The sequence below is a fragment of the Dissulfurimicrobium sp. genome (genome assembly GCF_049968175.1).
Lineage (GTDB): Bacteria > Desulfobacterota > Dissulfuribacteria > Dissulfuribacterales > Sh68 > Dissulfurimicrobium > Dissulfurimicrobium hydrothermale.
In genome coordinates, this window is the sequence record NZ_JBMFRG010000003.1 from 1 (window position 1) to 22,655 (window position 22,655).

Sequence of the window (22,655 nt, forward strand, 5' to 3'; positions counted from 1 at the left end):
CTCCGCAATAGGCGCCACCCCTGAGGCGAGTTTCAGGTTGCTTTCAGGGCAGTGCGCCACCCGTGCCCTTTTCCTGGCCAGGAGTTTTATGTCATCTTTATCAAGCGAAACGCAGTGGACGGCAAGGAGCCTTTCGTTCAGAAGACCGAGCCTGTCGAGGTGGCAGACTGGTGAGGTCCCGAATCTCGTCTGTATTTCATGCGCCTCCCAGTCCGTCTCGGCAAGATGGATGACCGTCATGGCCCCATATTTGTCAGCCATATCCCTTGCTTTGATAAGGAGATCAGGCGAGCAGGTGTAGGGGGTGTGCGGGTCAACGGTTATGGTAATCCTTGGGTGGCCTTGCCACTTTGAGATAAGCCGTCCTGTCTCTTTCAGGGCCTCGATGCCTGATGAAAAGGCAGGGGAGGGGAAGTCAAAGACCCCCTCACCAATCCAGGCCCTTAACCCGATCCTGTCCACTACCGATGCGACTGTGTCTTCAAAGAGATACATATCCACAAAGCCTGTGGTCCCGCACCGGATCATCTCCGCACAGGCAAGCTCTGTCCCAATTGCTACAATCTCAGGCGTAAGGCGCGCCTCCTTTGGGAATATGTGTTCCTCAAGCCAGGTCTTGAGTGGCAGATCGTCTGCAAGGCCTCTGAATACGGTCATGGCTGCATGGGTGTGGGCATTTATGAGTCCTGGGGCTATGAGGCCATTGGGTCTGTCAATCCGTTTTGCGGCATAAAATGCCGTCTCTATTCCATTTTTTGGGCCAAGCGCAATGATTTTACCGTCCTTGACGGCCACAGCCCCGTCTTTTACAGGCGGGCTGAAGGGGTCTGTCACCAGAAGCTCCCCTGTAACGACGATATCTACTTTTTCCAATTGCGCCACTCCTCCAAGATATTTACTATGAGTTGCTCCAGGCGGCCTTCGGCCCTGTGCGCCTGCTCGATGACATCTTCTATCAGGATGGGCCTGAAGTTGTCAGGATCGTTTATATTTGCGATGACCGAGAGACCGATGACCTTCATCCCGGCATGAACTGCAGCGATCACCTCAGGCACAAGGGACATGGCTACAGCATCTGCGCCTATCATCCGAAGGAATCTGGTTTCTGCAGCTGTCTCGAGACTAGGTCCTGGCACGGCAACAAAGACCCCTTCTTTCAGCTTGATCCCCATACCTTCGGCCAGACTCAAGACTTTTTCCCTGATTTCTTTCGGATATGCGCATGAAAGGTCTGGAAATCTGGGCCCTGCAGCGTCTATGTTTGACCCCCTTAAAGGGTTATCCGGTATGAGATTTATATGGTCTTTGATCAGCATGATGTCGCCTTGGATAAGATCTGGGTTTAGCCCACCTGCGGCGTTACAGGTGATGAGGAGTCTTGCCCCAAGAAGGGCCATGATTTGCACAGGCATGGCCACTTCTCTTGCAGAGTATCCTTCGTAGTAATGGAATCTTCCTTGGAACAGGGCGGCCTTTGTCCCGTTAATGGTACCGACAAGGAGCTTGCCAGCGTGCGTCGGAGAAGTCGAGATCGGGAAGCCTGGTATGTCTTTATAGTCCTTCGACCAGGTCACATCCATGGCCCTTACTACCCCGCCAAGCCCTGTCCCGAGCACGAGGCAGACATCAGGAATTAAAGGGAGTGTCTTTTTAAAATAAGTAAGCGATGTGTTTAGCGTTTCATGCATGATGACGTTATTATGAATAAATGAGTGAATGGGCAAAGTCAATGATGCATTCAAATTTGTTGAAAAAGCCCTTGCTTTTTTGATTAAAGCTTGCTATGAATTTATAAAATTTAATCTTAAAGGAGGCGCTACAAAGATGAGGGTCAAATCATTAGGGTTGATAGCAGCGTCATTGTTGGCATTCGCACCTGTCCTGGCCTTTGCCGGCGACAAGGCTCCTGCCGACATAAATCTCAAAGAGAAGTTCGGGGTTAAGGGCAACAAAGAAGCGGTCATTTTTCCGCACGCAAAACACCAGGCTAATCCCAAGCTTACCTGCGATAAGTGCCATGAGACTGCACAGGGTGGAAAGCTCAAGGTAACTATTGAAAAGAAAGAGGGTATGAAAAACGATTTCCATGATAAGATGTGTTTTCCCTGTCACACTGAGATGAACGTACCAAAGGGCAAGGTCTGCACAACCTGCCACAAGAAGTAGCAGTATTGTAGTTTTTCATGCTAAGACCCCTTCAGGCTATGCCGGTCTGAAGGGGTCTTTGTTTATGGGTGACGATAAAAACACAATGGATGAACAACGATCGGCATATCTCTATTCACCAATAGATCCAGACCTTTTGAGGACGCTCGAGCCAATTGAGACCATTGGGCAAGGTAGGATCACAATAAACGGTAGGACCTTGGTCGACTTTGCATCCAATGATTATTTGGGCATTTCTCAAGATCTTGCCCTTGTAGAAGGCGCAATGGAGGCTATGAAAAGATGGGGTGCAGGCGCTAGGGCCTCGAGGCTCATGAGCGGCGATATGGAGATTCATCATGAATTAGAGGATGCAGTGGCCGGGCTCAAGGGCACAGAGGCCGCACTCCTATTTGGGAGTGGTTATCTTGCAAATCTCGGTATGATAAGCGCCCTGTGCGGAAAAGGAGATGCGGTCTTTGCGGACCGCCTGATCCACGCCAGCATGGTGGATGGCATACTCCTTTCAGGCGCGCGTCTTTTCAGATTCCGACACAATGACCTTGATCATCTAGAGGGTCTTTTGAAGCAACATAGAGGCAGACACAAAAAGGCCTTAATACTTGTTGAAAGCCTTTACAGCATGGAGGGCGACGAGGCCGATGTTGCAGGTCTTATCGAGCTTAAAAGGCATTTTGACGCCCTTCTTATGGTGGATGAGGCCCATGCGGTTGGGGTCTTTGGTGAGTACGGCGAAGGCCTGGTGACGATGTCACAGGCCAGGGATGTGGATTTGATGGTCGGGACGTTTGGCAAGGCCTTTGGCGGCTATGGTGCATTTGTGGCTATGTCCAAGGCGATGAAGGGGTTTTTGATCAATCGGGCAAGGACATTTATATTCTCTACCGCACTACCTCCGTCTGTGATAGGCACCAATATCGCGGCCGTTCGACTTGTCAGTAAAGAAAGGGCGATGGGACTTAAGGTCCTTGAGATTTCTGGATATCTCAGAACCAGGCTTCGGCAATCTATGGGCATGGACGTCGTCGGCCGTTCCCAGATCGTCCCGGTTATGGTTGGAGGGAACGAAGATGCGGTGAGGATTGCCGAGCGGCTTAAGGCCGTCGGTTTTTTTGTAAAGGCCGTCAGGCCGCCCACTGTCCCACGAGGAACAGCGCGCATCAGGCTCTCTGTCACTGCATGGCATTCAAAAGGAGACATCGACGCCCTTGTGGAGGCCATGGCAAGGTGAATTTCATTTTTATAGACAAGGGATTTGGTGCATCCCTGGTGTTGCTCCCTGGTTGGGGATTTTTGCCGGAGATATTTTCAAGGCTTGATCTCCCATTTAACTATATCCTTCCGACCCGGCCTGTCAACGGCGACATCTCACGTGGACTCTATGATTTTTTACACGCCTACGGTATACAATCGGTCCTGCTTTTTGGTTGGTCCATGGGGGCGTATCAGGCCGTTGATTTTTGCCTTGATTACGTCTGGATGGTTTCAGGCCTTATATTGGTCTCGCTGCGTCCATCTTTCGCGAAAGAGGAGCTATTGGCACAGGAAAGGGATCTTGAGGCGGATTTTGAGGGGGCGATGAGGCGTTTCTATAGGAGGGCGTTTTTGGGGCAGAAGGAAGACTATAGGTGGTTCAAGGAGGAGTTGCTTGATATCCATTTGTCACGCATAGATTTAAATGGACTTAAAAAGGGACTTGAATATCTTGCGCAAAAAGACGCATCCAGCCTTTTTGCGGCCCAATGTATCAGTAAGAGGCCTTGGCTCTTTTACGGGGCAAGGGATGTTATCTCGCCCTTTAACTCCATGTTTTTCAAGGAAATGGTCGGGGAGGTGAGGATTGAGATCATTAGAGCTGCTGGACATCTGCCATTTTTATCTCAAGAGTTTAGAGGGAGATTTCTCAGGTCTTGAAATCCAGTGTCGAAAGGTCATTCAGCAAGGCCTCTCTGACTTACGATGCCCATGCCGATGTACAGCTTGAGGTTGCAGGGCGTCTCATTGCGATGCTGACAGGGAGATCGTTCGGGCATATACTTGAAATAGGCTGCGGGACCGGCCGATATACCCTTATGCTTGCAGAGGCGTTTAGAGAAGCCGAGATCGAGGCCGTAGACATATCCCTTGCTATGTTGGAGGAGGCGAGGAAGAAATTTAAAGACCAAAGGATTAGTTTTTATGTGGCTGATGGGGAGCGCCTTCCTGCATTCATAACAGGGCCGTTTGACCTGATTACTGCAAACAGCGTATTTCACTGGTTCGATGATTTGGCTGGTGCGCTTGTGAGATATAGGGATCTCCTCGGACCTGGCGGGACAATACTCTTTTCAGTTTTTGGACCTAAGACCCTTTGGGAATTGAAGACTGTGCTGGATGAGGCGTTCGGCCGCTGGATTTTGCTCCCAGCTGTTGCCTTTCCAGACTATGCAGGTTTGAAGGGCATGATATCCGATCTTTTTAGACATACAGCTATGGAGGAAGTCGTGGTGTTAAGGGAATATAGGGACACACTCTCTCTCTTTCGTAGTCTGAAGGCCACAGGGGTTGCATCTTCTAGGGGCGGCCGTCCGCTGAGATTTACTGCCTCTAAGCTCTCTTTTATAGACGGTCTTTATAGGAGACGGTTTGGTTCAATAATGGCCTCATATCAGGTCTTTTTGTGTGAAGTAAGCTGATGTCTTTGCACGTACTTGAGGTTTTGACAAGGTTTTTAGGGGGTTCACTTTATCCTGCCATGCCTTTGCGTAAAGGACTCGAGGTGGCCAATGGATGGGTCTCTCTTTTTGATTCGGCAGGGATTTTAGGCTTTGACGCCCTCTGGGATTCGGGCAGGCTCAATCGTTTCGGCGAAAAGCCAGGTCGTGACATCTCCACTATGGAGCTTGGCGGTAAAACGCTTTTTGTCAAGCGTTATTATAAAAAGAGTCTATTGTCTTCCATATTGTCGAGGCTGGAGGGCAGCGTCGTCGAGTGGGTGGGCGCGCACGTCCTTAAGGACCTTGGATTCAAGAGTTTTGAGCCCGTGGCCATAGGTTTTGACGGTTCTGGTAGGTCAATACTCGTGATAGCAAAGATTGAAGGCGAGCGTCTTGAAGACTTTTTTAAGAGAGACGTTCCATTTGAGTATAAGGTAAATGTGACAGAGAGGTTGGCTGATTTTGCTGCAAGATTTCATGCCTGTGGTTTCACCCATCAGGATTTCTACTTGTGTCATCTGTTTTGGAACAAAGAAACTGGCGAAATCGGTGTGATCGATCTCCAAAGGTTGCGAAGGACGGGTCACCTTATCTTGCCATGGGTGATAAAAGACCTTGCACAGATCGGCTATTCTTCAAAAAACGTCCTTAAGATAGAGGAATGGGCCGAACTGTCAGATATTTTTTGGGATACCTATACTTCTGTGCTCCCGAAGTTTAAGGATGGGCGTATCGTGGAAAAGATCCAGAAGAAGATCGCCAGAATTGAAAGGCACGACATTAAGCTTAAAAAGGGGTCGGCCAGATGAATTTGGCCGTCATTCGCAGGGAGTGCAGCTTTGACATAGGCGGGGCCGAGGCCTATTGCGCAAATATCTGCAACCGGTTTTCCAGCCTCGGCCATAAGGTGACATTAGTAGCCGACAGGGCCGAGATAGATTCCGCATGTCTTCTAAGGGCAATGGTAATGGGCCGTGGAAGTATTATGAAAAATCTGAGCTTTTTTGTCAATTCAAGAAGGATATTGAAGGTCGGGGGCTTTGATCTGACCTATGGCCTTTCTAGAGTGGCCCCTGTTGATGTCCTTCGCATCTCAGATCCACTTCATGCCGCCTGGCTTGATCTTGGTTATCCATGGACAGGGAGGCTCAGGAGATTCATGCCGAGACACAAGATGCTCCTTTGGATGGAGAGGATGGCGATAGAGGAGGCAAGGGCCATCATAGTCAATTCTAATATGGTAAAAGCACAGATTGAACACTATTACGACATGGCCTTGGATAAGGTCCATGTGGTGTATAATGGTGTGGATACAAGCCTTTTTGCACCCATGCTGCCAGACGAACGAGAGATGGTCAGGCTTTCCATGGGGCTGCCAGCTGATATCACGGTGTTTCTTTTCGCTGGTACTGACCTGAGGCGCAAGGGCCTTGCCCCCTTGATCCATGGGCTTGACAGCCTTTCTTCTTGTTGTGATTTTGCACTCTTGATTGCAGGTGTCTGCAGCGACAGGGCCATGGAGGCAGAGATAAGGCGTCTCGGCCTTTCAAAAAGGGTCAGATGGCTTGGCTATACAAGGGATATGGCCCGACTTTACGGCATATCGGATCTCTTTATATTGCCCACTCTCTATGACCCGTTTGCAAATGCAGTCCTTGAGGCAATGGCGTGCGGGACGCCAGCCCTCACTACAGTGAACAATGGGGCATCAGAGGTGGCCCGTGAGGTTGATGAATGGCTGGTGATCAAAAACTCTACAGCCGATGCTATTCACGGCGCCTTAAGGCGTTTTGTCGGGTTGTCAGGCGACATGAGGTCTTTTCTGAGGGGGAAGGCAGTCTCTGTCGCCGCTAAGTACAGTTGGGAGGCCCATATGGCTTCATTGCAGACGGTTTTCCTTACCAAAGGTGTCAACCTTGCCTGATGTCCATCTTATTTTGTAGGTGTGTCTTGTTTGTTTTATAGGCCGGCTTGACATAAAGACCATTATGTTCATATTAAGCGGGAGATATTTAGGGCAGGCAGATGGGATTTGAGTCGTCTGCAGTGTCCGTTTCGATTCATGAAAGGTTTTTATATGTCAAGATATCCTGAAATAATCGGCTGGTTTTGTTCGCACACACCAAGGTCGTCGGCCTTGACCAATCTCTTTCTGGCTGGCCTTATGTGGTCGTTGGTAGGGACGTTTCTTCTTTTGAGGGGTGGACTGAACATGAATGGGTTCGTAGGTCGCCCCGTCTATCCGGTTTTCCTTGCAGCGTGGGCAGCGGTTGGCCTTTTGAAAGGTCGGCTGATCTTGGACAGGGCTGCAGTCAAGGTGCTTGAAAGGATAGTCGAAAGGGGCGACGGCAGGTGTATGGGCGGTTTTCTTGGTGCTAGGAGTTGGGGGCTCATCCTAGCGATGATCATGCTTGGGCGTATCCTGCGCCTGAGTCCCCTGCCTCCGAGTTTTGTCTGGGGCGTATATACGGCCATCGGCACCGGACTTTTGTTTTCAAGCCGCACATTCTGGGCGAGATGGATCGGGGAAATCAAGGCAAGACATCCCGTGGCATAGAAGGCCCATTGTTGCAATTGGTCTGATCGTGCTGGCATATCTCCCTGACGGTAATGCCTTTAGTCGAGATGTCAGGGCGAGGCGACGAACCTTGGGTATATTATTTATTATGCAAGGGCTTGGGCATGAAAACCTCACATGGTCTTGAGGGAGTGGACATGATTGATCTGTCGAATTTGAGAACAAGACTGGATTATGAGGAAGACAAGAGGCTTTCGCCGTATGCCGCAAGGAGCACCGAGGCCTTTCGCGAAATGGAGGAGGAGCGCATAAGCGCCGGCCACAGGCAGTGGTTTTCCATCGACGCCGACCGGATACTTCACTCACTTTCTTACACAAGATACATAGACAAGACGCAGGTCTTTTTCCTTATACCGAATGATCATATCACGCACCGCGTACTTCATGTCCAGCTCGTCTCAAAGATTGCAAGGACCATCGGCAGGCTGCTCCGTCTGAACGAAGACCTTATAGAGGCCATCGCGCTCGGCCACGACATAGGTCACCCGCCGTTCGGTCACGACGGTGAGCGCTATCTCTCAGAGATATGCATAGAGCACGGTATTCCGCCGTTTATCCACAGTGTGCAAGGCGTGCATTTCTTAAGACATGTCGAGCGCAAGGGCAAGGGGATGAACCTGAGCTGCCAGGTCCTGGACGGAATCTTGTGCCATGATGGCGAAAGGCACCTTAAGTCACTGAAGCCGTTGAGAAAAAAGGACTTTAAGTTCCTTGACCGCGAGATCGCAATAAAATTATCAGATCCTGACGTCGATCTGAGTCCACCCATGACCCTTGAAGGTTGCGTTGTAAGAATGGCGGATGTGATAAGCTATATAGGGCGGGATATCGAAGATGCCTTACGTATAAACCTCATAACGAAGGACCAGGTGCCGATGCAGTGTAGGGAGACGCTTGGAGAGACGAACGGCACTATAGTCTATCGCCTTGTTGAAGATCTCATCTCAAATAGTCTTGAAAAAGACGAAATTGCATTCAGCCAAGAGATGGCCGACGCCCTTTTTATGCTTAAGGAGTTTAATTATGAGTTCATTTATAAAAATCCAAAGATAAAGACAGAATCAGACAAAATAAAATGGCTTTATAGGATACTTTTTGATCGATTTTTGAATGATTTGAATCTGAACCGTAAGGAATCCGTAATATTTAAAGACTATCTTGACGGCATGGATCCGTCTTACAGGGAGGCGTTCAGTCCCCCTGAGATCGTAAGGGACTTTATCGCAGGCATGACTGATGCTTATTTTTTGAGGATGGGGAAGGATATCCTTATCCCGAGGCCATTCCCCGCTAGGTTTTAAGGCGTAACCCGCATTGGCATCCGCCAGTCGGGCGTACAAATGTAGTTTTTGAATCTTCTGAATATTGTGTCGATCTGATAGGAGATGTGTGTATGAAGGTGGTGGCATTCAACGGCAGCGCAAGGAAAGATGGGAACACGGCTATTCTCTTGAATGTTGTGCTCGAGGAACTTAAAGCCGAGGGCATTGAGACCGAGCTCTATTCCCTTGCAGGAAGGTCGATTCTAGGGTGCATCGCATGTTATCAATGTTTTGAGAAAAAGAACAGGCGGTGTGCAGTGGAAAACGATGTCGTTAATGACTGTATCCAGAAGATGGATAAGGCGGATGGCATACTGCTCGGTTCCCCTACGTATTTCGCCGATGTGTCCGCCGGGATGAAGGCCCTGATCGAAAGATGCGGCATGGTAGGGAGGGCTAATAACGGTATGTATAGACGCAAGGTCGGTGCTGCTGTTGTGGCGGCCAGGCGCGCGGGGGCGGTACACGTGTTCAATTCGATCAATTTCTTCTTTACAATCAGCGAGATGATTGTTGTTGGTTCGAGCTATTGGAATATAGGCATGGGTAGGCAGCCAGGTGAGGTAAGTAATGACACGGAAGGTATACAGACCATGAAAGACCTCGGCAGGAACATGGCATGGTTGCTGAAGAGGATCAATCCATAGACGGTATCAATAACGTCGGTTTGATGGCGGAAGACCAGCGGCCTGATCGGCAGGTGTGAACGGTGCGGTGTTGGGGGCGTCCACAAGCCTTGCAAGGATTGAAAGGAAGGTCTTTCGAGGTATTTCTTCTGCCCCTAGACTCAGCAGGTGCCTTGTTGTCATTTGGCAGTCGATGAGTTCAAAACTCCAGGCGTCAAGTTGGCGCACAAGTGTTACAAGGGCGACCTTCGATGCATCTCTTTCGGTACTAAACATGGATTCTCCGAAAAATACCCTGCCAATCGCCACGCCGTAGAGTCCACCGACAAGTCTGCCGCTGGCCCATGCCTCCGAAGAGTGGGCAATACCCATATTATGGAGTCTTGTATAGGCTGCGACCATCTCATCACTGATCCACGTCCCTTCACCGGCCTCGATCCTTGTCTCCCTGCATGCCCTTATTACGTCGCTAAAGGCGGCGTCAAAAGTTATCTTGAATTTCGCCTGTCTTATTGTCCTTCTGAGACGTCTTGAGACATGAAGTCTTTTTGGATTGAGGACAAGCCGTGGATCTGGCGACCACCAGAGGATTGGCTCCCCAGGGCTGTACCATGGGAATATGCCCAGTCTGTAGGCCGCAATGAGCCTCTGCGGGTCAAGATCTCCGCCTATAGCTAGCAGCCCGTCGGATCTGGCCGATTCTGGCGGCGGAAAGACGGGGTCGTTTCCAAGCACATAGACCGGCATCTCCCTATCCCTTTTATTTCAGACCTTCTGTCGGCAGCCCGGCGGGATCTTCCTCAAGTACGCCGGCCAGTCCGGTTTTTATCGCATTGGTCGCCAGGCCGTCTGCAATCTCGTTTTCGACATGACCATTGTGTCCTCTGACCCATTCCCAGTGGATGTCATGGACATTACAAAGCGCATCAAGCGCTTTCCAGAGATCGCTGTTTTTTACCGGTTTCCCCGATGCGGTCTTCCAGTCCCTCTTTTTCCAGAGGTGGATCCATTCAGTGATGCCTTGTTTGAGATATTGCGAGTCGGTCATCATGACGATGCGGGATGGTCTCTTGATCGCCTCGAGCGCCCTTATGGCGGCAAGGAGTTCCATCCTGTTGTTTGTGGTATGACTCGACCAGCCGGACAATTTCTTTTCGTGTCCCCCTGATCTGAGGACTGCACCCCATCCGCCTGGCCCTGGGTTTCCTGAGCAGGCACCGTCGGTAAAGATAAAAATGACGTCATTCATCTATCAGCCATCAACTTTGTTCGGAGATTTCTCTGAGCGCCTCTGGTCCTATTGATGTGGCGACCGTTCCGGCCCGGCCCGGCAGCTCCATAAAGGAAAGTTCACGAATCGGCACTGTACCGCCAAGCAAGATAGCTGCCATGTCCTTGAGTCTGACGATATTGTATTTGGTCTTGAGCATTCGAAGGAGACGGATGAGAAATCTGCTGAACGGTCCGCCTTCAACCTCTGCATGTATCGGGATCACCGGGTATTTTGCCTTGTATATCTGGCGCAGGATGGCCTTGAATAGGTCTTCATTGTCACGTATACCTATGGTCAGGAGTTCCTCGATGCATGGGCCTGTAGATGGGATTTGAAGGGTCTTGAATATCCTGTCGCCTATCGATAGCCTTGCCGGTTCGCCTCCCCTCAGGTCACTTGCATATAAAAGGCCGAGTTCGTCTTGGATCTCGAGGCTTTCGGGTGTAACCTGCCAGCCTGGGGCTGCAACCGCCTCAGGCCGTTTGTCCAGTATATCTTGAAATGCGGAGAATGCCCTGTCAAATTCGCGGGCAATCTCCTCGCTCGTCATATCAGTAAGTCTATCCTGCCATTTTCTGTGATCCCAGGCATGAACTATGGCCTCGTGTCCATCGGCCTCGATTCTTCTGACAAGATCAGGAAATGCAATTGCTATAGGCCTGGCAGGTAGAAGTGTCCCTGAAAGAATGGTCCTCAGGCCATAGAGCCTCGGGGCCCCTGTCTTTAGCATCTTTTTCAGAAACAGCGGGTCGTTAAAGAGCCTAAAGATAGCCTTCCCTGCATTGTCAGGTCCGAACGAGAGACAGAAGGTAGCCTTTATCTCTTCCTTGTTTAAGATGTCGAGGAGTTTCGGTACACCCTTGGCCATACCGTCATGTGTATCAACGTCTATCTTTAGGGCAAGCAACCGGCCTCGTCCGGTATTTTTAAGTTTAAGATCCATTCAAAAAATATCCTTGCACACCTTTTTCATGGTTTGTCTGGCACGTCTGTGTCAAGATGCCTCTCGCCGGAAGGCCGTATATCAATTAGGCTATAGGGGGCCTCTTGGAAGGACGGATCGAGCAAGGGTCCTTTTAAAGTATGGGTTTTAGAGGTAGTCAGGCCTCATCCAGCGTACCGAGGTCTTTTACAGTCCCATTGCTCTGGTCGAGCACATAGGCAGAGATGGTACGCCTAAGGGCCTCTTCGAGGCCGATCTTAGGCGTCCAGCCGAGGACCGTATGTGCACGAGTGATGTCGGGCACCCTATAACCTACGTCCTGATAATCAGGTCCGTAATAGACCTCGGCAGGCACTTCCCGAAACTCGACTTTGTCGGCAAGGGCGGCGAGGGACGGGAATTCTCTGACGACCTTTATCATGGTCTCCGCAAGTTCTCGCACAGAATAGTCATTGTTCGGGTTGCCAATATTGAATATCTGGCCGTCGCATCTTCCATTTTTATTTTTTAATATCTCGATCAGACAGTCCAGGCCGTCATCGACATATGTAAAGCAGCGCCTTTGGCGTCCGCCGTCAACTAGAGTTATTGGTTCACCCCTCAGTATGTGCCCAAGGAACTGCGTCACCACACGTGAGCTTCCCTCTTTCGGTGTAGTGAGGCTGTCAAGGCCAGGGCCTATCCAATTGAATGGCCTGATGAGCGTAAACTGGAGCCCCCGATCCCTTCCCATCGCCCAAATAACCCGATCCATCATCTGTTTGGCGCAGGCATAAATCCAGCGTTGTTTGTGTATTGGCCCATAGACCAATAGGCTTGTTTCTTCATTAAATATGGGATCTTGGCTCATGCCATACACCTCGCTGGTAGAGGGGAAGATGACCCTCGTTTTGTATTTGGCGCATTGGCGTACGATTCTTAAATTTTCCTCGAAGTCCAACTCAAAAACCGCGAGCGGATCCTTGACATATGAGGCTGGTGTGGCTATGGCCACGAGCGGTAGGCATACATCACATTTTTTTATATGGTATTCGATCCATTCCTTGTTGATGGAGATATCCCCTTCAAGGAAATGGAACCTCGGATCGTGTATGAGTCTGCCCAGCCTGTCGGAGGAGAGATCCATTCCGTATACCTCCCACTCAGTCTCGGCCAGGATGCGTCTGACAAGGTGGCTTCCTATGAAACCGTTTACGCCGACAATTAAGATCTTCAATTCAAGTTCTCCGTTTGCTAGATTTTTATATGTAATAGATTGGTCTATCCAAGGCTGTATTTGATTATGAATCTGTCTCCATCTCTGACCAATTTTAGGACATCAGGGCATTTATTAGGCGGTATATCATCTTCGCTGGCGTTAACCAGACGAAGAATGCCCTTACCTGTCTGTACGAATACATTGCATCCTTCAACCTTTATCGTGCCCGGGATAAGTCCAAGCTCCATGTCGCTCAATGGTTCAGCCCACCAGATTATGAGTTTTTTGCCGTTTAGGAATGAAAATGCCCCTGGATAAGGCCAGGTTACCGCCCTTATGAGGTTGTATATGTCACGGGCCGGTAGATTCCAATCAATTATACCATCCTCCGGACGTCTCCCGCCGAAGTATGTGGCAAGGCTGTGATCCTGTGGTGTCCGTGGCGCCGTGCCGTCCAGGACCCTAGGTATAAATTCTTTAAGGAGTTCGTAGGTCGCAGCCTCCATCTTCTTAAACAAGGTGAAGGCCGTATCGGTCTCCGAAATATCGACTTCTTTTTGTGCTACGATGTCGCCTGCATCCGCCTTCCTTACCATATGATGCAGCGTGACCCCTCCTTTGGTTTCGCCGAAGATTATCTGCCAGTTCACCGGACATCTGCCGCGGTATCTTGGGAGGAGCGAGCCGTGGAGGTTTAATGCGGCTATCTTCGGAATAGCGAGGATCTCTTCTTTTATCATATTTCTATAATAGCAGGAAAGTATGACGTCCGGTGAAAGCCTACGGATGAATCCCACCCACTCAGGCGTGTTTACATCGTCAGGATGGTAGACAGGTATGCCCATCGATCCAGCCATCGCCCTGAGAGATTCAAACCATATGTTTTCATTGGGGTTGTCTTGATGGGTTATCACTGCCGAAACGTCCACGCCGGTTTCTTTCAAGGCCTTTAGGGCGACACACCCCATATTGTGGTAACCGAAAAGCACTACCGACATCACTTACCCCTTTGGCCTTTTATAAACCAGGCCACATGTTTAGCCATCAATTTCCCCTTGCTCGTTTCCCACGGGTTGACGGATTCCCTGATGTCAGGTCCTCTCGCTGCACTACTTGTGCCAAAGATAATACCGGATAGTTCATTGGCATATCTCTGGGTAGTAATAATAAGTTTATCCCCATTGCCCCCATTTAGAAAGGCGCTGACGTCATTTTTATCCTTCAATATCTTGATCGGGCCTGGCATGTCTAGATAAAATACCAGGTTGGTTATAGTCTTCGGATAGAATGCGACAGAGCCTTGCGATATATTGGGCAGCCTTTGGCGGACATCTTCCACAAATGCCCTTTCTGTTCTGTAGTTGTCGAGCATATTAAATTGTATGCAAAAAAGGCCGCCCATGATTATCGCCGTGCTTAACAAAACTGCGGCGGTCTTTGGGGCGATGCCTGTGAGGGACTTGAGCGTTTCAGGTAATATACGTCTTAAAAACAGGGGTAAAAGGGCCATGAGTCCGATTAATACCGTCGCGATCTTGAACGCAGATGGGGTATAAAACCCAGTGAATCTTTCAAGTATGGGCAATATAACAGGGCTTAAGACCTCGATAAATGAGGCGGCGAGGACAATCCATGTCTGAATGAGCAGTGCAGTCTTTTTAAAACCGTTTTCCCCTGTCTTTTCAAGAAATACTGCAACCAGCAGGGCTGAGAAGGGGAATATGGGCAGGATGTAGTAGCTTCGCCTTGAGCCTGATGCAGTAAAAAAAAGGAATATTAGAAAAAATACAGTAATAAGCCACGTCGTTTTTTCGTCTAGTCGTTTCCATGAGGCGGTTGTCTTTGCCAGCGCCGCTATCAAGAGTGGGCTCCATGGCATGAAGAGCAGCGGGAGATAGTAAAAATAGACATAAAAAGGCTCTTTATGGTCAAATGGTTCGAAAAAACGCTGGATGTTTTCTTTGAATACCATAAACAATCCGTTTTCGCTGTAGTTTTTCGCTGTAATTGTCGCATAGACAAAAGGAGAGAGATATATCGCAAGCCCGATCATAAGGGCCAGGATGTGCCCTTGCGTAAAGATGGCCTTCCAGCGACCCCGTCTTAATAGATCGGGGGCGATGGCGATCATCGGTATCACTACTGAGGTCAGGCCCTTTGTGTGCGCCCCGATAAAGCATATGAGATAGAAGACGATGGAGATGTAAAAGGCATCCATGCCCTTCATATTTTCAAGGCCATCCCGTCTTGACCAATACCATGCTACTGCCAGGATGGAGGCTGCCAGATTTTCTGTGTCACTGACCCCGGTACGGGACCAAAATATCATGCCATAGGCGGTCAAGAGTATCCATCCAGCCACCAGGCCTGTTTCCCTTGACCACAACCTCCTGCCGAGGTCCATGACGGCCCAAAGGCTCAATGCCCCTGCAATAGCACTTGGAAGCCTCAAGGCCCATTCATTGAGTCCGCCTGTAATAAAAGAGGCAAGGGCTATTAGCCAATAGCTAAGAAGCGGTTTATCAAAATAGGGTTCCCAATTGACGGTAGGATGGAAAAAGTCGTGTTTTATGAACATCTCGCGTACTATCTCGGCCCAGCGTCCTTCTGCTACATAGAGGCTTCTTCCGCCCAACCCCCAGAAGAGTATGATCACCGCGGCGGCCCAAAAAACGGCCGTAAAATAGTCCTTTTTCGTCCTTATCGCTATCGTGTTATTCATTGCGGTATATCTCCCTAAGCACATAACCCGGCCGGCCCCTTACTGCCTGGAATATGCGGCCTATATAATCCCCGATCAAGCCGAGTGCAAAGAACTGGCCGCCGACAATAAAAAAAAGTACGGCAAACAAGGTGAAGACCCCTTCTGCCGCCCAACCGGCGCCGAAATATAGCCTCATGGCAAGTATAAACGCGCCCAAAAAGAGACCCAAGGCGGCGACTGCCGCACCCACAAAAAAGAGTATCCTCAACGGCCACATGGAAAAGCCAAGCATCAGGTCAAGCTGAAGACCCAGGAGTTTCATGAGTGAGTATTTAGAGCGCCCGCCCGCCCGTTCTTCATGTCTGACAGGTATCTCAACCGGATTCCTGGCGAAAAAAGTGGCGAGGGCAGGTATGAATGTTCGATATTCTGGATTTGAAAGTATCCCATTCACCACCTCGCGGCTGTAGCCTCTTAGCATACAGCCGAAATCTTGAAGCGATATGCCCGACATCTTTGTCGTAAGTTTGTTTGTAATGCGGGATGCGAATTTCCTGAACAAGGTGTCTTTCCTGCCCTGCCTTATTGTTCCGATTAGGTCATGGCCCTTTCTGAATGCGTCGAGGAGTCTTGGTACCTCTTCTGGTGGGTTTTGGAGGTCTGCGTCAAGGGTGACGACCCACTCCCCGCGCGAGATCCTGAAGCCTGCCATGACAGCTGAATGCTGCCCAAAATTTCTCGCCAGATCTACTACCACCATGCCTTTGCGCCGTTTCTTCTCCTCAAGGAGGAGTTTTAATGTGGCATCCCTTGAGCCGTCGTTTACACAAACCACCTCCCATGATTCTGGGATGGTATTGAGTGTATCGAAGAGCCTCTTTAACAGGGCCGTTACATTTGCCTCTTCATTATAGAATGGAATTACCACGGATACCTTTGGTTTGGTTTCGCTTGCCATGTTTCGTCTTTAGCTATCTCTCATATCGTTTGATTATACGTTTCATAGCCGATATCACATCAGCCTGATCATTTTCTTCAAGCGTCGGATATAGTGGGAGTGAAAACAGGCGCTCGCTGTTCCATTCGGCGTTGGGGAGCATCCCTTTTTGAAAACCATAGTGTTCGCGGTAGTATCTTTGGAGATGCACGGCTGGAAAATGCAGGCCGGTTCCGATGTTTTCTTCCTGCAGCGCCAGGATGAATTGATCTCTGTCTATAGTAAGGGCCTCTATCTCAAGCCTGACGACAAAAAGGTGCCATGTATGTCTGTGTTTGTATGGTACACTCCCAAGGGGCGTTATTCTGGGAACATCGGCAAGGAGCTTTCTGTAATTTGATGCGAGCTTGGCCCGTTTTTCATTGAATTTTTCCAATTTTTTAAGTTGATGTATGCCGATTGCGGCCTGGATATCCATCATATTGTATTTAAAGCCTGGTTCTTCCACCTCATACTGGGGGCTGCCGCCTTTTGAGTAGCGCCTCCATGCATCCCTTGATATGCCGTGAAACCTGAGTCTGCGCATCCTGGCAGAACGTTCTTCATTGTTGCAGACTATCATTCCACCTTCACCTGTGGTTATGTTTTTGATCACATGAAAGCTGAAGACAGCGGCATCCGAGCCATTTTTGCTGTTTCCGATGACACGGCCTTTATATTCAGTTCCTACGGCATGGGCCGCGTCTTCTATGAGATAAAGCCTATACCTTTTGCATATCTCAGAAAGGGCGTCCATGTCGCACGGCGCACCTGCGAAATGCACCGGGATTACAGCCCTTGTCCTTGGAGTGATTGAACGCTCGACGTCGTAAGGGTCGATCTGGAGCGTCTCCTTGTCCACATCAGCGAATATAGGCCTTGCCCCGCAGATTTCGATGGTATTTACCGTGGATGGCCAGGTAATGGGTGTTGTGATAACCTCGTCTTCAGGACCAAGGTCAAGCGTCTTGAGCACCAAATGTAGCCCCGAAGTGGCTGAGTTTACTGAAATCGCAGCCTTTGCACCGGTAAGCTCCATAAACGCTTCTTCAAGCTTGAGTACCTTCGGTCCAGTGGTGAGCCATCCTGAGCGGAGGCTGTCGATTACCTCGCTTATCTCTTCTTCGCCTATTGTAGGTCTTGAAAACGGCAAAAAATCTTCCCTTGTCGGTCTATTTGATGTCATTAGCCGCTCCTTGTTATGAGATATACCCCGAGACAGATGGTAATTATGCCAGCCCATCGCATTGGGCCGACCGCCTCCCCGAAAAACGCCATGCCGGATAGCGCAGCTACTATATAGCCTACGCTTAAAAATGGATATGCAAAGCTTACATCGACTCTTGAAAGGACGAGGAGCCAGACCACAAGGCTTATGACATAACAGGAGAGCCCAAGGAGCACATAGGGGCTTGATGCCACTTTTACTCCTATCGGGATCAGATTTTCCATTGAAAAAGTGAATTCTCCTATTGTACGCATCCCTTGTTTCAGGGCGATTTGGGCGAATGCATTGAGAAATACCCCAAGCAGAATGATCGGCAGATATCTGTTCATAATTGCCTTACGGTTACAGCCGTGACCTCCTTTTTGTGGATGTGGCCTATGGCGGTCTGAGTAAATGCAAGGGTGTGTCGAGTCCTTTCTTCAAGTTCAAGTATGTCTTTTTTGTATCCAACCATAATAAATTTTGTGGGAAGCATATATCTTTTAAGGTCTTTTACGGACTTCGGTATAAACAAGATGTCTTTTGACAGTGTTTTGCTGAACAGGGCGTATTTGACACCATCACCATCTTGTTTTATGCCATAGAGGACTATTTGCATCGGTCTTTTCAGATCCCTTTCGGCGTCCATTACAAAACTCTTTCCTGATTCGGCCTTGGATAAAGCGGGCTCAAAGATGAGTTCGTATCCTGAAATCCCACATGCCAGGATGAGTGCGGTCATGGACGGGAGCACCGTCTCAAGACTTGCTCGTTTTATAATTAAAAGCCAGCCCGCGATGACCACCGACAACCATATTAAAACCATGAAGGTCGGCACGGCAAGGCCAAATGGCGGCCTGAATACGCATACAAGGCCGACAATCAACAAAACAGCCAAGACGATGCCGGCAAGTCGGAGATATAGCCTATTATGTCTTGGGATGGGCGTGTTTACCACATTTTGGACGGCCATGCCAATGAGGATCGAAAGCGCCGGCAGGAGCGGCACAAGATATCTCCCATGTCTTGAGCTTGCGAGGCTAAAGATCAAAAGGACCGAGAAAAGCCAGGCCAATGAAAGCCGTAAGATATTATTTTCGGAAACGCCAATGACGAACGATCTTGCGCCTGACGCCTTTGATCTGAACGTCATAATCCCCCACGAAATTATCCAAATCCACCAGGGCCCTATACCCTGGGCTAAAAATATAGCGTAGTAATATGCAGGTTTATTCGCCTCCTCCCCAACCCTTCCAGTCACCTGGGCGGTCAGTATCTTTTGTGCAAGTGCTGTTCCGCCGGTATGCCAGGCGTAAAGAAGTTCACCCCCCATCAAGAGCGCACCCAATAACCCGATGAAGATGAAAAAGGGCAAGAGATCCCTGAATCTGCCACTCAGGATTAGATACCCGCCCCAGATGGCCAACGGCAGAATGACCCCTATTAGACCTTTTGTCAGGAACGCAAGGGATATGGCAAGGGCGACGAATAAATAATGCCTGAAGTTGATTTTCTTATTTTGTAGTAGATTTTTATCCTTCGAAAACAGGTATAGGATAGAAAGGCCGACAAAAAATGCAAGCAGCATATCGATCGCCGCATGGGCTGCCTCTTGCCAGAACTGGGGGTTAGATGCAAGTATCACGGCCGAGAAAAGACCTACACGTCTTGAGACCTTTGAACCGAGCTTGGACGTAATGGCCACGAGACCTGCAGCAGAGATGGCGCTTGGCAATACAGCGCTGAGTGTCGAGATATGTCCGGTGGGCATGGAAAAGACTGCTTCAAGCCAGAAATAGAGCGGGGTGTAGTCCGGATAGATATTGCCGAAAGCGGTTGGGAAAAAGCCCAGGCCTCTTTCGAGCATCTCGCGCGCTATGAGTGCAGTCCTGGCCTCCAAGCCGTAGAGGTCCCTGAGTGGTGCAGTCCAGATATATAATACGAAGGCTGCGACGGCGACAATGATGTGCCATGGTCCTTTATTATCCCTTTCATAGTCGGATGAATCCAAACTGAATAGCGTCAGGGCCTGCCTCCATTTAGTTTTTCTGATGACAAAATCATTAATAATTATACAGGCCAGAGATTAACAATTGTTTCCAGCAAGATTAAAAATCGGTAATGATTCAAGCGAGATCCCCTGAAGCGCCAGATATGATAGGGCCTTCTCCAGCCGGTATGAATATAATGAAAGTTGATCCCTTTTCGAGCGTGCTTTTGACCTCGATTCTTCCCCTGTGGGCATGAATCACCGCCCTCACAAGGCTGAGACCCAACCCTAGACCTCTTTGTGAACGGCTTTTATCCGCACGGAATAGGCGGTCGAATATCCTCGGCAAGTCATCCTGAGTTATTCCGGCACCTGTGTCTTTGACGGAGATGATGAGCTCCTTTCCTGTTTCAGTCTTGTCAGCGTTTATGAAGACACTCCCGCCCTTTTCTGTGTATTTGATCGCATTGTCGAGCAGATTGGCTATGGCTTGGCGGAACCGATTTGGATCGATCCGAGCCAGCAGACCCTTAGGTGCCGTCACCGATATGCTTATACCCTTGGTTTCCGCTACGTACTGATAGAGTTCAGCTATGTCTTTTATGATGCGGCCAACATCTGAATCCTCGAATCTGAGCCTTAACGTCCCTGTCTCGGCCTCCGAGATGTCCATGAGGGTGTTGAGCATGGAGGATATGCGCTCCGCCTCCTCTGCGCAATCCATAAGGGCCTCACGTAGCCTTTCCTTGTCGTTGTCAGCTGCCAGTGTAGTCTCGATCACGGCCCTGATGCGAGTGATGGGGGTCCTAAGGTCGTGGGCTACGTTGTCGAGGGCCTCTTTCATGCCGTTTACAAGGGTCTCAATCTTCTTCAGCATCTCATTAAAGAGCCTGATAAGCTCGTCCAATTCATCCCCTGTATTGCGGGACGGCACCCTCGCGCTTATTTTTCCGCTGCCTATTGTCTTTACGGTGGAGATTAGGTCCCTGATGGGCCGCAGGGTACGGAAGGCAAGGAAACCCCCGCCTATTAGGCTGAGCATGACGGTCGAGGCTATGATGCAGGCGAATATAATCTGGAATTCTTCGAGCAGATCTTCTTTAGCATCCAGGCTTCTCCCTACCTCTATGATAGTTCCGTCGGCAAGGCGGCTGTAGGCGGTTTCGATGGTGTCTTCTTCGCCCTCGCTCTTCAGTCTTAGTTTTATAAACAGCCAACCCTTTTTATTTTGCGGGATATTTTTTTCAATTTCATCTTTAAGTGTGTTGTAAAGTGTGTTGTACGGCCTTGGTATGTTTAAAAATAGGGTTTTGTTTTTTGCGTCGGCTATCCTTACAAAGAAGGTCGAGGCCTTATCTTTGGCCTGTTCGAGCCTGATCTTGTCTATGATACCCCTCCAGCCTTCGATTTTATATGCCAGGTTGTATTCGTTGAGTTCATCTTCGATAATACCTCGGTTGTCGTCTTCAATAGCAGAGGTAAGGAGCACGTAGGCTATTCCGAATATTATGAGTGAACTGATGAGGAATATAGATGAATACCAAAGGGTCAGCCTGAAGCCTATCGCCCTCGGCATCTTCAATATCTCAGGAATTTTTAAGGACATAACCTACGCCGCGAATGGTATGGATCAATTTTTTCTCAAAGTCTTTGTCCACTTTGTTTCTGAGTCTCCAGACCATTACGTCAACCACGTTTGTCTGTGGGTCGAAATTGTAGTCCCACACGTGTTCGAGTATCATGGTCTTCGAGACGACCCTGCCCGCATTGCGCATTAGATATTCAAGGAGCGAAAATTCTTTGGGTTGAAGTTCTATCTTTACTTCCCCCCTTTTTACCTCACGAGTGAGTATATTCATAGAGAGGTCACCAACGGTGAGGGTAGCAGGTTTTGGTGACCTTGTATGCCTACGGATAAGGGCCTGTACGCGGGCAAGGAGTTCAGAGAATGAAAATGGTTTGATGAGGTAATCGTCGCTGCCTGTCTCAAGCCCTTTAATCCTGTCTTCAACTGATCGTTTGGCGCTTAATATTATAACTGGTGTGTTGACGCCCCTATGTCTCATCTCTTCGATAAGAGACAGGCCGTCAAGGTTGGGCAGCATTATGTCTATTACAGCTGCGTCGTACGGTTCGGTCAACGCCAAATGGAGGCCTTCATCGCCGTCTTGCGCCTGGTCCACTGCGAAACCAGCTTGTTTCAGGCCGGATGCTACAAAAGAGCTGATCTTCTCGTCGTCTTCAACAACCAGTATTCTCATGATTTCAATTAATGTGCATCGTATATTTTTATTTTTTTAATGTGTCATTCCTATGCGCGCCGGGATTTGTAGTATACCCGCCTGCAGCAGGCAGGCCTGTCACTGATATATGGATTCAGAGTTTTTACGTCTCTTTGGAGATGGGGACCTTTTCATCTTTAAGTGTCAACCGCCTTCAACCAGTTTAGTGATGCGCTCCTTGGCTTCGGTGTCTTCATTCAAAGGGATGCATGAGTCAATATCGAGTTCGGCGAGGGCGAGCTTTGTTGCAAACGCCAGACATGATGCCTCTCCACAGGCCCTGCAGTTGGTCTTTGGAAGTAGTTTGTATATATCGAACGCCTGAGGGCGTTTACGTTCCCGATTGTCAGGGGTGATCGCCCCCCGCCTTTCCCACAGGGCATTTAGGTAATTTACGGCACTCGATACAGCCTCTCTGCCTTCGATGAGGTCAGGTACGGTTGCAACGGCCAGTTCATAAGGCCTTAAAGCAACTTTGTACCTGCCGAGTCTGAAGATGATCACCGGCCCTTCAGGGTCAAACGATATCACCCTTGCCTCAGCGTTCACATAGGGCATGACGGGCGACAGGTCTTTTTCTGTCTTTATTTTTGCCTTGTAGCAGGCCTTGTCTACATGACAGGCCACGGCTTCGAGTACGGGTTCTGTATATTTTACAAACTCTTCCATGCGACTCCCCCTTTTTTTATGAGAT

At 49.3% G+C, this 22,655-nt stretch carries 24 protein-coding genes; 9 read left to right on the forward strand and 15 right to left on the reverse strand.

The features are described 5' to 3' along the window. Positions 1-873, reverse strand: an 873-nt coding sequence (locus ACP5SG_RS00565) for an amidohydrolase family protein (RefSeq protein ID WP_428120989.1), incomplete at its 3' end; no start/stop codon positions are given. Then, positions 861-1,688, reverse strand: coding sequence for a purine-nucleoside phosphorylase (locus ACP5SG_RS00570; protein ID WP_424661280.1), 828 nt, complete (start codon positions 1,686-1,688; stop codon positions 861-863). The genes ACP5SG_RS00570 and ACP5SG_RS00565, both read right to left, overlap by 13 nt. 136 nt (positions 1,689-1,824) lie before the next feature. Here ACP5SG_RS00570 and ACP5SG_RS00575 point away from each other — a divergent pair, with 136 nt between their 5' ends. The 9 genes from ACP5SG_RS00575 to ACP5SG_RS00615 all read left to right on the forward strand — a co-directional run bounded on the left by ACP5SG_RS00575 (position 1,825) and on the right by ACP5SG_RS00615 (position 9,409). Then, positions 1,825-2,166, forward strand: a complete 342-nt coding sequence (locus ACP5SG_RS00575; protein WP_428120994.1) for a cytochrome c3 family protein — start codon at positions 1,825-1,827, stop codon at positions 2,164-2,166. A gap of 64 nt (positions 2,167-2,230) precedes the next feature. Continuing rightward, complete coding sequence (bioF, locus tag ACP5SG_RS00580) at positions 2,231-3,397, forward strand: 8-amino-7-oxononanoate synthase (protein WP_237887876.1); 1,167 nt, start codon at positions 2,231-2,233, stop codon at positions 3,395-3,397. Next, positions 3,394-4,080, forward strand: coding sequence for an alpha/beta fold hydrolase (locus ACP5SG_RS00585; RefSeq protein ID WP_428120997.1), 687 nt, complete (start codon positions 3,394-3,396; stop codon positions 4,078-4,080). Before bioF ends, ACP5SG_RS00585 begins: the two co-directional genes overlap by 4 nt. Then, positions 4,077-4,841 carry a methyltransferase domain-containing protein gene (locus tag ACP5SG_RS00590; protein WP_237887880.1) on the forward strand — a complete coding sequence of 255 codons (765 nt, stop codon included), beginning with the start codon at positions 4,077-4,079 and terminating at the stop codon, positions 4,839-4,841. Before ACP5SG_RS00585 ends, ACP5SG_RS00590 begins: the two co-directional genes overlap by 4 nt. Then, positions 4,841-5,671, forward strand: a complete 831-nt coding sequence (locus ACP5SG_RS00595) for a lipopolysaccharide kinase InaA family protein (protein ID WP_237887881.1) — start codon at positions 4,841-4,843, stop codon at positions 5,669-5,671. The genes ACP5SG_RS00590 and ACP5SG_RS00595 overlap by 1 nt, the downstream gene beginning before the upstream one ends. Then, positions 5,668-6,786: a glycosyltransferase family 4 protein gene (locus ACP5SG_RS00600; RefSeq protein WP_428121001.1), complete on the forward strand. Its 1,119-nt coding sequence runs from the start codon at positions 5,668-5,670 to the stop codon at positions 6,784-6,786. Before ACP5SG_RS00595 ends, ACP5SG_RS00600 begins: the two co-directional genes overlap by 4 nt. 153 nt (positions 6,787-6,939) lie before the next feature. Further along, positions 6,940-7,419 carry a hypothetical protein gene (locus ACP5SG_RS00605; RefSeq protein ID WP_428121004.1) on the forward strand — a complete coding sequence of 160 codons (480 nt, stop codon included), beginning with the start codon at positions 6,940-6,942 and terminating at the stop codon, positions 7,417-7,419. Between the two features lie 125 nt (positions 7,420-7,544). Beyond that, positions 7,545-8,741, forward strand: coding sequence for a deoxyguanosinetriphosphate triphosphohydrolase family protein (locus ACP5SG_RS00610; protein ID WP_237887887.1), 1,197 nt, complete (start codon positions 7,545-7,547; stop codon positions 8,739-8,741). Positions 8,742-8,833: 92 nt separating this feature from the next. Continuing rightward, positions 8,834-9,409, forward strand: a complete 576-nt coding sequence (locus tag ACP5SG_RS00615; protein ID WP_237887888.1) for a flavodoxin family protein — start codon at positions 8,834-8,836, stop codon at positions 9,407-9,409. A 6-nt stretch (positions 9,410-9,415) separates the two neighbouring features. Here the strand turns inward: ACP5SG_RS00615 and aat are convergent, their stop codons facing one another. The 13 genes from aat to ACP5SG_RS00680 all read right to left on the reverse strand — a co-directional run bounded on the left by aat (position 9,416) and on the right by ACP5SG_RS00680 (position 22,630). Beyond that, the gene (gene aat, locus ACP5SG_RS00620; protein ID WP_237887890.1) at positions 9,416-10,135 is read right to left on the reverse strand and encodes a leucyl/phenylalanyl-tRNA--protein transferase; all 720 of its coding nucleotides are present in this window, start codon (positions 10,133-10,135) and stop codon (positions 9,416-9,418) included. Between the two features lie 13 nt (positions 10,136-10,148). After that, positions 10,149-10,637: a ribonuclease HI gene (rnhA, locus tag ACP5SG_RS00625; protein WP_424661282.1), complete on the reverse strand. Its 489-nt coding sequence runs from the start codon at positions 10,635-10,637 to the stop codon at positions 10,149-10,151. A 10-nt stretch (positions 10,638-10,647) separates the two neighbouring features. Continuing rightward, positions 10,648-11,604 carry a polysaccharide deacetylase family protein gene (locus ACP5SG_RS00630; protein ID WP_237887894.1) on the reverse strand — a complete coding sequence of 319 codons (957 nt, stop codon included), beginning with the start codon at positions 11,602-11,604 and terminating at the stop codon, positions 10,648-10,650. A 157-nt stretch (positions 11,605-11,761) separates the two neighbouring features. Further along, on the reverse strand, positions 11,762-12,820 hold the full coding sequence (locus ACP5SG_RS00635) for a bifunctional UDP-4-keto-pentose/UDP-xylose synthase (protein ID WP_237887896.1): 1,059 nt from the start codon (positions 12,818-12,820) through the stop codon (positions 11,762-11,764). A 44-nt stretch (positions 12,821-12,864) separates the two neighbouring features. Beyond that, on the reverse strand, positions 12,865-13,800 hold the full coding sequence (locus ACP5SG_RS00640; RefSeq protein WP_237887898.1) for a formyltransferase: 936 nt from the start codon (positions 13,798-13,800) through the stop codon (positions 12,865-12,867). Next, entirely contained in the window at positions 13,800-15,524 is a 1,725-nt protein-coding gene (locus tag ACP5SG_RS00645) for an ArnT family glycosyltransferase (protein ID WP_428121013.1), read from the reverse strand. Before ACP5SG_RS00645 ends, ACP5SG_RS00640 begins: the two co-directional genes overlap by 1 nt. Next, positions 15,517-16,464, reverse strand: a complete 948-nt coding sequence (locus ACP5SG_RS00650) for a glycosyltransferase (protein ID WP_237887902.1) — start codon at positions 16,462-16,464, stop codon at positions 15,517-15,519. The genes ACP5SG_RS00645 and ACP5SG_RS00650 overlap by 8 nt, the downstream gene beginning before the upstream one ends. Before the next feature lie 13 nt (positions 16,465-16,477). Next, on the reverse strand, positions 16,478-17,668 hold the full coding sequence (locus tag ACP5SG_RS00655; RefSeq protein WP_237887904.1) for an aminotransferase class I/II-fold pyridoxal phosphate-dependent enzyme: 1,191 nt from the start codon (positions 17,666-17,668) through the stop codon (positions 16,478-16,480). Further along, on the reverse strand, positions 17,668-18,039 hold the full coding sequence (locus ACP5SG_RS00660) for an EamA family transporter (protein ID WP_237887906.1): 372 nt from the start codon (positions 18,037-18,039) through the stop codon (positions 17,668-17,670). Before ACP5SG_RS00660 ends, ACP5SG_RS00655 begins: the two co-directional genes overlap by 1 nt. Next, on the reverse strand, positions 18,036-19,700 hold the full coding sequence (locus ACP5SG_RS00665) for an ArnT family glycosyltransferase (protein ID WP_237887908.1): 1,665 nt from the start codon (positions 19,698-19,700) through the stop codon (positions 18,036-18,038). The genes ACP5SG_RS00660 and ACP5SG_RS00665 overlap by 4 nt, the downstream gene beginning before the upstream one ends. A 115-nt stretch (positions 19,701-19,815) precedes the next feature. Continuing rightward, positions 19,816-21,285 (reverse strand): sensor histidine kinase, encoded by a 1,470-nt coding sequence (locus ACP5SG_RS00670; protein WP_428121021.1) that lies wholly within the window; start codon positions 21,283-21,285, stop codon positions 19,816-19,818. Then, positions 21,266-21,940: a response regulator transcription factor gene (locus tag ACP5SG_RS00675; RefSeq protein WP_237887912.1), complete on the reverse strand. Its 675-nt coding sequence runs from the start codon at positions 21,938-21,940 to the stop codon at positions 21,266-21,268. The genes ACP5SG_RS00670 and ACP5SG_RS00675 overlap by 20 nt, the downstream gene beginning before the upstream one ends. 165 nt (positions 21,941-22,105) lie before the next feature. After that, the gene (locus ACP5SG_RS00680; RefSeq protein WP_428121025.1) at positions 22,106-22,630 is read right to left on the reverse strand and encodes a (Fe-S)-binding protein; all 525 of its coding nucleotides are present in this window, start codon (positions 22,628-22,630) and stop codon (positions 22,106-22,108) included. Positions 22,631-22,655: the final 25 nt, after the last annotated feature.